The sequence below is a fragment of the Candidatus Corynebacterium faecigallinarum genome (assembly GCF_052264515.1).
GTDB lineage: Bacteria > Actinomycetota > Actinomycetes > Mycobacteriales > Mycobacteriaceae > Corynebacterium > Corynebacterium faecigallinarum.
On the sequence record NZ_JBQQOC010000044.1, the window covers coordinates 1 to 10,536 of the forward strand.

At 66.5% G+C, this 10,536-nt stretch carries 10 protein-coding genes and 1 pseudogene; 6 read left to right on the forward strand and 5 right to left on the reverse strand.

Annotated elements, in window-relative coordinates; genetic code table 11:
* Window positions 1-303, reverse strand: a 303-nt coding sequence (locus ACTXPP_RS13550; RefSeq protein WP_443342607.1) for a cupin domain-containing protein, incomplete at its 3' end; no start/stop codon positions are given.
* A 151-nt stretch (window positions 304-454) separates the two neighbouring features.
* Here ACTXPP_RS13550 and ACTXPP_RS13555 point away from each other — a divergent pair.
* The 6 genes from ACTXPP_RS13555 (at window position 455) to ACTXPP_RS13580 (ending at window position 6,203) form a co-directional block, all read left to right on the forward strand.
* Entirely contained in the window at window positions 455-1,549 is a 1,095-nt protein-coding gene (locus ACTXPP_RS13555) for an ABC transporter substrate-binding protein (protein ID WP_014011283.1), read from the forward strand.
* Window positions 1,550-1,827: 278 nt separating this feature from the next.
* On the forward strand, window positions 1,828-2,922 hold the full coding sequence (locus ACTXPP_RS13560; protein ID WP_041630230.1) for a FecCD family ABC transporter permease: 1,095 nt from the start codon (window positions 1,828-1,830) through the stop codon (window positions 2,920-2,922).
* Window positions 2,923-2,930: 8 nt separating this feature from the next.
* Window positions 2,931-4,040, forward strand: a complete 1,110-nt coding sequence (locus tag ACTXPP_RS13565; RefSeq protein ID WP_441579585.1) for a FecCD family ABC transporter permease — start codon at window positions 2,931-2,933, stop codon at window positions 4,038-4,040.
* Between the two features lie 32 nt (window positions 4,041-4,072).
* Entirely contained in the window at window positions 4,073-4,906 is an 834-nt protein-coding gene (locus tag ACTXPP_RS13570) for an ABC transporter ATP-binding protein (RefSeq protein ID WP_041630229.1), read from the forward strand.
* A 150-nt stretch (window positions 4,907-5,056) separates the two neighbouring features.
* A complete protein-coding gene (locus tag ACTXPP_RS13575) occupies window positions 5,057-5,479 on the forward strand; it encodes a hypothetical protein (RefSeq protein ID WP_148263296.1) in 423 nt (140 codons plus the stop codon).
* 64 nt (window positions 5,480-5,543) lie between these two features.
* On the forward strand, window positions 5,544-6,203 hold the full coding sequence (locus tag ACTXPP_RS13580; RefSeq protein ID WP_014011278.1) for a hypothetical protein: 660 nt from the start codon (window positions 5,544-5,546) through the stop codon (window positions 6,201-6,203).
* Between the two features lie 101 nt (window positions 6,204-6,304).
* On the opposite strand, the pseudogene ACTXPP_RS13585 reads toward ACTXPP_RS13580, so the two are convergent.
* The 4 genes and pseudogenes from ACTXPP_RS13585 to ACTXPP_RS13600 form a co-directional block, all read right to left on the reverse strand.
* Window positions 6,305-7,244: pseudogene (locus tag ACTXPP_RS13585) on the reverse strand (IS5 family transposase).
* A gap of 116 nt (window positions 7,245-7,360) precedes the next feature.
* The gene (locus ACTXPP_RS13590; RefSeq protein ID WP_041630240.1) at window positions 7,361-7,567 is read right to left on the reverse strand and encodes a hypothetical protein; all 207 of its coding nucleotides are present in this window, start codon (window positions 7,565-7,567) and stop codon (window positions 7,361-7,363) included.
* The gene (locus tag ACTXPP_RS13595) at window positions 7,560-8,207 is read right to left on the reverse strand and encodes a hypothetical protein (protein WP_014011330.1); all 648 of its coding nucleotides are present in this window, start codon (window positions 8,205-8,207) and stop codon (window positions 7,560-7,562) included. The genes ACTXPP_RS13590 and ACTXPP_RS13595 overlap by 8 nt, the downstream gene beginning before the upstream one ends.
* 192 nt (window positions 8,208-8,399) lie before the next feature.
* Entirely contained in the window at window positions 8,400-10,274 is a 1,875-nt protein-coding gene (locus tag ACTXPP_RS13600) for a siderophore-interacting protein (RefSeq protein WP_014011329.1), read from the reverse strand.
* Between the last annotated feature and the right edge of the window lie 262 nt (window positions 10,275-10,536).

The window sequence follows — 10,536 nt, forward strand, 5'->3', positions numbered from 1 at the left end:
CACCCCGGTGGTGCTGTCTGCCACCGGAGATGTGGACGGTGACGTGGTGGCGACATACGTCGCCTTCACGTCGGCGGGTCCGGTCGTGGAGACACTGTGCACGGTCCCCGCGGGTATCCAGACGCACAGGCTCGGAGGGACAGTCCAGACCTTTCCCTCCGCGGTGAGGGTGGCGGTGCCTGATGCCGTCCACAACAGTTCGTGGACATCGTGGTGCCTCTCATGCCAGGTGGTGGACCCCGGCACCGGAAAACTGTGGGTGGCGAGCAGGAATCCGCGGGTCAGCGATACGGGGGATGTCACGGGGTCCTCCTCGGTCAGTGGTGGCGGGAACGGACGATAGCACAGGGTATGCGCACGTCAGACGGTGTCCGGTGTGCGAAGATCCTTGTCGTCCCGACGCTCATCAGCACTACTAGTCTCTCCTGAGGTGAACCTACCCTGAGGAGATTCAATGAGTTCAACGACGACAATTCCGCGCCGCCCGGCGTCCCTGATGCGACGGGTGGCGGCCACGCTGCTCGCCGCCGTGACCCTGAGCGTGGCGGTGGCCTGCTCGTCCGATGACGGTGAGGACGCCGCTACGGCCACCGGTGACGGTGACGGCAACTTCCCGGTCACCATGGAGCACGTCTACGGCGAGACCGTGATCCCGGCGAAGCCGGAGAAGATCGTGACCGTCGGCTGGATGACGCACGACATCGTCGCCGCGCTCGGTGTCGCGCCGGTCGGCGTGGACCGTACCTGGGGTGGAGACGATGAGGGCTTCAGTCCGTGGTTCCGCCACCAGGTCGAGGATGTGATCGGCGGTGACATGCCGGAGATCACCAACAAGGATGACGGCACCCTGGACATCGAGGAAATCGCCACCCTGGAACCGGACCTCATCCTCGCCCCGCACTCGGGGGTGACCGATGACGAGTACGCCAAGCTCAGCAGGATCGCTCCGACCGTGGCCTATCAGAAGTCGCCCTGGATGTCCGGGAGCTGGCAGGATCTCACCGGCGTCGTCGCGAAGGCCCTCGGTGAGGAGGGTAGGGTCGCCGACCTCGTCTCCGGGACTGAGGACGCCATGGCGACCGAGGCGGCGAAGTACCCGAACCTGAAGGGGGCGTCCTTCCTCTACGGACTGACCTTCGAGGGCAACGGCCCTGAGGTCGGCCTCTACGTCTCCGACGATCCGCGCGTCGCCTTCCTCCGGGAGTTCGGTCTGGTCGACAGCCCGAACCTGGCGAAGGAGCTGGGGCTGGACAAGCCGGACGACTTCAGTGGCGCAGTCAGCCTGGAGAGCATCGGAAAACTCGACGCAGACCTCTTCGTCGCCTGGTCCAGTGGGCCGGACTACACGGAGAACACGCTGGAGAACCCGGCCATGGCACGGTGGTCGCCGATCCGGGACGGGCGGTACTGCATCCTCGAGAACGAGGCGCTGGCCATGGCCACCAATGCACCCAGCCCGCTGAGTATCCGGTGGGCGCTCGATGAGGGCTTCCTCGCCGACCTGTCGGAGGCCGTTGACGGTGGTGCGGTGGTCCGCGCCAACTCGTGACCATGGGGCGGGGTCACTAGGGGCAGCCAGAGGCCACTGGGGGGAGGGGGGACTTTTCGGGGGTGACAAAAGAAAATGTTCGGTTCATGCTAAAAACACCTCATACCTGAGCAACTCTGTGAAAAGTCAGTGGGCTACCCTGAACAGATGACTGCGGGTAGCCTCCCCTCATGTCAGATGTGGTTTCGATGGGCGGGACTGGTGGACCGGTCTTCCCACCGACGCACATGTACCGAAGCGTCCACGCACTACGAACAGCAGCAGACAGACAGACAGAGATGACACAACAGACGACCGGCACCCCTCCGGGTGCGCCACCCGACGACGGCCCCGGCCCCGACACTGCTCCCGCCGATCCGCCGCAGAAGAACACCCTCTACGCCCGCCGCACCATCGGACTCATCGGACTGGCCGCCGCCCTGGTCGTCGCCTTCCTCCTGAGTCTCGCCAACGGCGCGAACCCGATCCCCTACGCCGACGTGTGGGACGCGATCTGGCACCGCGGTGAGAACGAGGCGTCCTGGATCGTCTGGGACCAGCGCCTACCCCGCACCGTCATCGGCATTCTCACCGGTGCGGCCTTCGCCCTGGCCGGTGCCCTGATCCAGGCCCTGACCCGTAACCCGCTCGCCGATTCCGGCATCCTCGGCGTCAACGCCGGTGCCGGCCTGGCGGTCACCGTCGGTGTCGGCATCTTCGGCATTGCCGGCATCAACCAGTACATCTGGTTCTCCTTCATCGGAGCCGCCGCCACGACCGTCCTCGTCTACGTCATCGGTGTCGCCGGTGGTGCCCGTGGCGCGAACCCCGCCACCCTGGTGCTCGCCGGTGTGGCCCTCGGCGCCGTCTTTGGCGGCGTCACCAGCTTCCTCACCCTCATCGACCCGGACACCTTCGAGGCGATCCGCAACTGGAACCTCGGCTCGGTCGCCCGGACCTCCCTGGATGACGCGAAGTTCGTCATCCCCTTCCTGCTCCTCGGCTTCGTGCTGGCGGTGCTGGTCTCCACCGACCTGAACTCCATCGCCCTGGGTGACGATCTCGCGGCGTCGCTCGGCACGAAGGTCGTGCGCACCCGGATCGTCACGATCCTCGCGGTGACCGTCCTGGCCGGTGGCGCGACCGCCCTCACCGGTGGCATCGGGTTCGTCGGCCTCATGGTGCCCCATGTGGTCCGCTGGATCGTGGGGCCAGACCAGCGCTGGATCTTCTTCTACTGCCTGCTCGGCGGGCCAATCATGGTGCTGCTGGCGGACACGCTGGGCCGCGTCATCGCCCGTCCCGGTGAGATCGAGGTCGGCATCCTCACCGCCGTCATCGGTGCCCCGGTGCTCATCGCCCTGGTCCGCCGGAAGAATGCGAGTGGCCTGTGAGTGACAGAATGACCCTCAGAGAACGTCTCGCCCGCAACACCAGTGAGTCCGCGGTCGACTTCGGCTACCGCAACGTCGTGGTCCGTACCCCGAAGACCAGCAACCGCATCCATGTCCGCCTCGCGGTCGTCGCGGCGTCCTTCATCCTCGCCGCCGCTGTCCTGGCGATCATCGCGATCGGTATGGGCGACTACCCGCTGAACCCGTGGCAGATCACGAAGGCGATCTTCGGCGCGCCCGAGACCCGCTTCCACCGCATCGTGGTGGTGGAGTGGCGCATGCCGGTGGCGATCGCCGCGGTCGTCTTCGGCGCCCTGCTCGGCATCGGCGGCGCGATCTTCCAGTCGATGACGCGCAACCCGCTGGGTTCGCCGGACATCATCGGTTTCGATGCCGGCTCCTTCACCGCGGTGACGGTGTGCATGCTGGTCATCGGCACCACCGCGTACTGGAACATCGCCTTCGCCGCGATCATCGGCGGCATCATCACCGCCTTCATCGTCTTCATGCTGGCCCGCAAGAACAAGAGGGTGGAGAGTTTCCGCCTGATCATCGTGGGCATCGGTGTCTCGGCGACCCTCGGGTCGCTGAACTTCTACCTCATCACCCGCGCGGACGTGGAGGACGCCATGATGGTCGGCTTCTGGTCCGCCGGCTCGATCAACCGGGTGACCTGGAACTCCCTGGTCCCGGTGCTGATCCTCGCCGCGGTGGTGGTGGCCCTGGTCGCCCTGCTCGCCCCGGCGCTCAAGCAGATGGAGCTCGGGGATGACGCCGCCACCACCCAGGGCGTCAAGGTCGAACGCACCCGACTGCTGCTGATGGTGGTCGGCGTGGCGACGACCGCCCTGGTCACCGCCGCCGCCGGACCGATCAGCTTCATCGCCCTGGTCGCCCCGCAGCTCGCCCGACGCATCGCCGGGACGCCCGGTGTGACGGTCCTCGGCGCCGCCGCCGTCGGTGCGGCCCTGCTGACCTTCGCCCACTTCCTGTCCCTGGTGATCTCCCACTTCTACCGGTCGATCCCGGTCGGCCTGCTCACCGTGAGCGTGGGTGGCATCTACATGATCTGGCTGCTGATCCGCGAGGCGCGCAGGCAGTACGGGACGCCGAAATGAGCGATATGAGCGATGCTGAAATGAAAGAGACTATGACTGACGCACGACTTCAGGTCCGCAACGCCACCATCGGCTACGACCAGCGGATCATCTCCACCGACCTGACCGTGGACATTCCCCACGAGTCCTTCACCGCCATCATCGGACCCAACGGGTGCGGCAAGTCCACCCTGCTGCGCGCGGTGGCCCGCGTCCTCACCCCGGTGAAGGGCGAGGTGCTGCTCGACGGGAAGCCGATCGCGTCCCACGGTGCGAAGCAGGTCGCCCGGCAGCTGGGCCTGCTGCCGCAGACCTCCCTGGCCCCGGAGGGCATCCGGGTCGCCGACCTCGTCGCGCGTGGCCGTGCCCCGTACCAGTCCCTGTTCCACCAGTGGAGCCCGGAGGACGAGAAAGCCGTGCAGGACGCTCTCGTCGCGACCCGGACGGACAACCTGTCGTCCCGGCTGGTCGCGGAACTGTCCGGTGGTCAGCGTCAGCGCGTGTGGGTGGCGATGCTGCTCGCCCAGCAGACGCCGATCATGCTGCTCGACGAGCCGACGACCTTCCTCGACATCGCGCACCAGTACGAGCTCATGGAGCTGCTGAGGACCTTCCATGACGAGGGCAAGACCGTCGTCACGGTGCTGCACGACCTGAATCAGGCGTGCCGCTACGCGCAGCACCTCATCGTCATGCGCGACGGTCAGATCGTGACGACCGGGTCCCCGGCCGAGGTGATGACCCCGGATCTGGTGGAGGAAGTCTTCGGTCTGAAGGCGATGGTGGTGCCGGACCCGGTGACCGGGACGCCGAACATCGTGCCGCTGGACCCGCGGTCCGCGGAGGGTGGTCTCGCTCCGGTGACACCGGTCGTCGACGAGCTCTGACACGTTTCTCCGGGGGTGGCCCGCGGTTTAGTCACACCCCCTGTAGAAAGTGAAACCATGCGCTTATGTGGTGTCCGTCACCCCCGCCGCCGGGGAACTCTCCCTGAAAGGCTGTCAGTATCCGGGCCGGGCATGTTTACTTTTCCCATGATGAATTTCAGGAAGACCTCCGGTTCCCGTGTCGCCCTCCGCTCCGCCGCCGTCGCCACGGCGCTTGTCGCCTCACTCGGTCTCGCGGCCTGTGGTGACGACGACAAAGATGACGACACCACCACCGCGGTGACCACCGCCGAGAGCACCGCCGAGACCGCTGCCGCGGACGCGGCCGACACCTCGGACGACGCGACCGGTGATGAGCCGAGCGTCACCACCGACGAGAACGGTGTCACGGTGGACTCCGGCGACGGCAACACCGCCACCTTCGGCGACGACGGCATGCGCGTCGAGTCCGATGACGGTGCGTCAGCGGAGATCGGTGAGGACGGTTCCGTGCACGTCGACGACGGCAACGGAAATGTCGTCGACGTTCCGGGCGTCCCCGGTCTCGGCGATGCCCTCGGCAACCTGAACTGATCCGTAGCCGGAGACGGCTGACCCCCAGCCCCACTGCTGACAGCGGTGGGGCTGATGTGGTCTCATGGACCCCGTGAAAACCCAGTGCGTCACCCGTTCCCTGCTCTCCGTCACCGCCGCGGCGACGCTCGCCCTGGGCGCCTGCACCATCGGCGATGACGGCGACGGTGGGGGTGACGGAGACGGCGGCAACGGTGCTCCGTCGGCCGTGCTCTCGACCGTCCCGGCCGCGCCCTTCGCACCGGACTCGCCGGGCGCACCGGGCGAGACGACGGTCTCCGGCAACGTGGACGCGTTCGTCGCCACCGCCACCGCCGCGGGATGGAACTGCATCCCCGGGGCAGACCCGTTCACCGGGAAGCCCGGCGCCACCTGCAGTCCCGGTGCGGGAGACGTGTTGTCCAAGGCGGTCTTCGCCGTCTTCGACCGGGCTGATGTCGCGGACGGAGCGGAGGCGGCGCGCCTGGCGCTGGAGACAACCTCGGGGGAGATCGGTGGTGCTGTGCCTGACGCGCCCGACTCGCCTGACGCGCCTGATGCGCCCGACGCGCCTGACGCGCCTGATGCGCCCGACGCGCCTGATGCGCCGGATACCGCGGAGAACGAGCTCCTGGCGCGCCAGTACCTTCCCCTGGACTCCGGCACACTCGCCGGGTATTGCGTCAACACCCTCGGCACCTGCGGCAACAGTGACTTCGAGGGGCTGGGTCTGCGTCTCGGCTGACATCGGCACTTTTCCCTCCGCCCACTCCGCATCCCGCCGACAATGTCGAGTTTGCACCCTCACCGGCAGCAAAAGTGCTCCTCACCCAACCGGTGAGGGTGCTAGGGCGTGTCTCCTAATGCTCTGAGCCAGGCAACGATCGCGGCCAGGACGGCAGCCCCGCGGTAAATCACCGCGAGCTTGTCGTACCTGGTCGCCAGGCCCCGCCACTGCTTGAGCAGGTTGAACGACCGCTCCACCACGTTGCGGCCCTTGTAGGCCTCCCAGTCCATTCTCGGCGGCCGACCACCTGCAGACCCCTTACGCTTGCGGGCATTGACCTGGTCGTTCTTCTCCGGGATCACCGCGGTGATCCCCCGATCACGCAGGTACTCCCGATTCGCCCGGCTCGGGTACGCCTTATCCGCCATCACCGAATCTGGCCTGGTCCGTGGCCTGCCCGGACTCCCTGCCGGCTGCGGAACCCGGATGTCGTCGATGACCGCCTGTAGTACCGGCCCGTCGTTACGCTGGCCGCCGGTGACCACCACCGCCAACGGTCGACCCTTCCCGTCGACCGCGTGGTGAATCTTGGTGCTCAACCCTCCCCGCGACCGCCCAACCCCGTGACCTGCAGGTTCACAATCATCAAGATCAGAACAGGCCTGATTCTTGTAATTCGACTGTGCCCCCTGTGTGCTGTTCGGGTCGGGTTGTGTTCGTCGCGTGCTGGTGGGCCCGGTTGATCGTCGCGTCGACCGAGACGATCCAACTGATCAACCCGGCAGCGTCGGCGTCGGCGAGCAGGGACTGCAGGATCCGGTCCCAGGTCCCGTCGACGGTGTAACGACGGTGACGTTTCCACACCGTCTGCCAGGGGCCGAAGTATTCGGGCAGGTCACGCCAGGGAATCCCGGTGCGGTACCGGTAGATCACACCTTCGAGAATCTGACGGGAGTTCCGGAACGGGCGACCCCTCCTGCCGTCACTGGACGGCAGGAGGGGTTCGATGCGTGCCCACTGGTCATCGGTGAGCTGCTGGTAGCGGTCGGTGGTGGCCATGAACCGAGTATGGCGGGGCACGGTCACGATTTAAAGAGACACGCCCTAGTCATGGTCGCTTCCTGTCTGCTGTGCTGGTGGTGAGCTCTGGGCTTCACCGATACCGCGAGCCTGTCTCAGTCCTTGGGCAGGATCTCGTCCATCCGGTAGGTCTGGTAGAAGGGTTCGATCTCGTCTTCGGGTGTGGTGGGGTCGTTCCAGATGAGGCGAACGTCAACCTCGCCATCTTCGATGTCAATGACTCGCGCATCCAGGGTCTCGATGCCGAAGACAACCCGGACGATATCTCCCACCTTGGGGGTCGTGGCGTTGCTGTTAGTCATGATCAGTTTCCTTCTGCTGTATGTGCGGCGGAGGTGTGGCGATCTCCACCAAGTATGTCCTGACCGCTGAGTCCATGGCAATAGTCAGCAAGTCCAGGTCTTTGCGGGTGCTTTGCCAGTACGCGAAGGTCAGCTGCTTCTTGGAAGTGAAGTCCTTGAGCCGTTTCCGGTCGCTGTGGGATACAGCGTTGCGGATGTTGACGAGAGTGTCCAGTGATCGCCGCCAGTCCGGGTAGTCCTCGGGATGCTCCTCCTGGACTCGGTTCCACAGCTTCAGACCGAGCGCACGGAAGTCGTCGCCGATCACGGAGGAAGCCGGGTTCTTCCGGTCCAGTCCCCGTTTGTCCTGCATCGCGGCCGCTGACACGCGCGCAATCTGTTCCGTCGGCCACTGCGCCTCAGCGATGATCGCCGCGACCGCGTCGCCGTGCAGGTCACGGCAGTATCCCTGGAACTCTGCGGCCAGCACAGGGTAGAGAGCCCTGTCGATGTTCTCGACGACACCGGCAGTCTCGGCCGGTACGGAACCTTTGGAATGGCCGGAATGGTTGCTGGCTATGGTCTGCCTGGCCAGAACAAGACTGTCCAGGGCCTGCCGTCGGGTCGTCTGCCACGCCCCCAGTGCATTCTGTTTCCCCATGCGCGGCAGACTATCGGACCGGCGGCCACCGACAATGTGCCCGCAACGCAAAACCCCAGGAGCCTGTGGACAACCCGGTCCTTGTGGATAACGTTCGCGGGTAGGGAGATCGACAGGGAAGGGCCGTCAGCGCCTGCCCTGCGTTACCCCGTGTTGCCCCGCGCCAGACCTACGACCACGCCAGCCCCGCGCCTACGCCCGACCCAGCGTGCGCACCACGGTGCCCCAGCCGACAGATTCAGCGGACGCGACGCGCAGCCCGGCGGCCTCCACCAGGGCCTCCAGTTCGGTCGGGGTGCGGTGCCCGCCGCCGACAACAGTCAGGTTCAGCAGGTCAGCCTCGCCACCGTGCTCGGAAGGCCCGTCGGACTCGACGATGCCGAACGTCGGCTGGATCAGCAGGATCCGACCCGACTTCGTCAGGGATTCCGCGGCCCGGCGCAGCAGCAGCACCGCGTCCGCATCAGGGTGATTGCCCAGTTCATGGGCGATGATGATCGTGTCCGCGCGCATGGTCGGCTCGAACACGGACTGTTCGACAATCTGTATCCGTTTCCGGGCACCGGCATCCGGGACAGTCTGCTTCAGATCCTCCCGCAGCCAGTTCGCCTGGGTCGGCAACGCGGGGATGAGGACGCGCACGTCCGGGTCATCGGCCACCAGCGCGGCGGCCAGTGCTCCAGCCCCGTCAGAGTGGATGACCACGTCCCTCGCCCCGGTGATCGAGTGAGAGCCGGCCAGCGGAGCAGCGAGGTAGGACGCACTGGTCGCCGACTTCTCCAACCGCTCGTTCTCGAAGGACGCGTCGAGCCGCTGCTGGGTCCAGGTCCGCCCGGTGACCTTCCGGAACACCGGCTCGCCGGTCATCACTGCGTCCTCCAGGCCGAAGAAGGCCTGTTCCCTGGTGGCCATGACGCCGTCGCGCCGGATGTGGTCGAGGACGAACTCATTGGTGAGCAGTTCACCGACCTCGGAGAGTTTGTAGGCGGTGCGGGCCTCCGCCGGGCCGGACAGTGGGTCGAGCAGTTCCAGGCCCTCCAGGTAGCGCAGCAGTTTACGCAGTCCGGTCGGGTTCGCCCCGGTGGCCTCGACGAGATCATCGACGGCGGTGGTGCCCTGGGAGATGAGGTTGCCGAGGTCCAGGTTCGCGGCGACGCGGATGGCCAGGGGCGGGAGGATCTCCGCCATCTCGTGGAACTTCGAGAACGCGGACTCGTTGCGCTCGGGGTCGGGCACGGCGGCGTCGTCTTCCATCGCGACGACGGTCTCCTTGCGCCAGTAGCCGGTGAAGTCGATCCAGGCCTTGTCCATGCCGCGCTCACCGACGAGGTGGCGGCGCATGTCGCGGACGATGGACTGTTCTCCGGCGATCCAGGCGAAGCACTGGCCGGTCTCCCACAGGTCAGCGGGCAGGGTCTTGATCGCGTCGAGCAGCAGGGGAGCGGACTCACCGGGTGCGCCGTGGCGGACCAGCCAGGTGACGGTCACACCGGGCAGGTCGCGGCCGGCGAGGATGTCGTAGCGGTGGGCGTCCTCGGCGACTTCGATGAAGACGGTGGCTTTCGCGTCAGTCGGCAGCTCGTCGAGGTAGCGGGCGATGGCGGGGACGGTCGTGTCGTCTCCGGCGATCAGGGTCCAGTCCGCCCCGGCGGGCAGGCCCTTGGTCAGGGTCGGGCCGACCATGTGGACGCTTTCGCCGGGGCGGGTGCGGTAGGCCCAGGTGGTGGCCACGCCGACGCCGTGCTTGACGAAGTCGATGTCCACCTCGCCGTGCTCGCCGGCTTCAGGACGCCACGCGCGGATGGTATAGGTACGGACCAGCGGCGAGGGTTCCTTGGGGAAGCGGATCCCACCGTCGACGATGGTGGGCAGGACGGGTTCGGTCTGCCCGGGGTAGGCGAAGAAGAGCTTCACGTCGTCGTCGAAGCCGGCGGAGCTGAAGTCCACCAGATCCGGCCCGGTGAGGGTCACGCGGCGCAGTGCGGGGGTGATGTCAGCGACGGCGGTCACCTCCAGGTTGCGCAGGGCCATGGGGTGGACGGTGATCGGGCGGACGCGACGGGGCACGCGGGTCTCCTAGAAAGTGGGGTCAGATCAGTGAGAAACGTCGAAGCTGACAGATGACTGTCGGGACCGACGGTAACGGCCCGGAAGAAACGAACAGCCCCACATAGGAACGATTCTTAGCATCTCAACCACGCCGCGCGATCATGGAGACCGTCAGCTGACGCTCCACGCCTCCCACAGCTCCGCGTAGCGGCCTTGTGCGGCGGTTGAGTCCCCTAGCGTGGTGTCAATTCCCCCGGCAGGTTCACCGTCTCCTTGCACT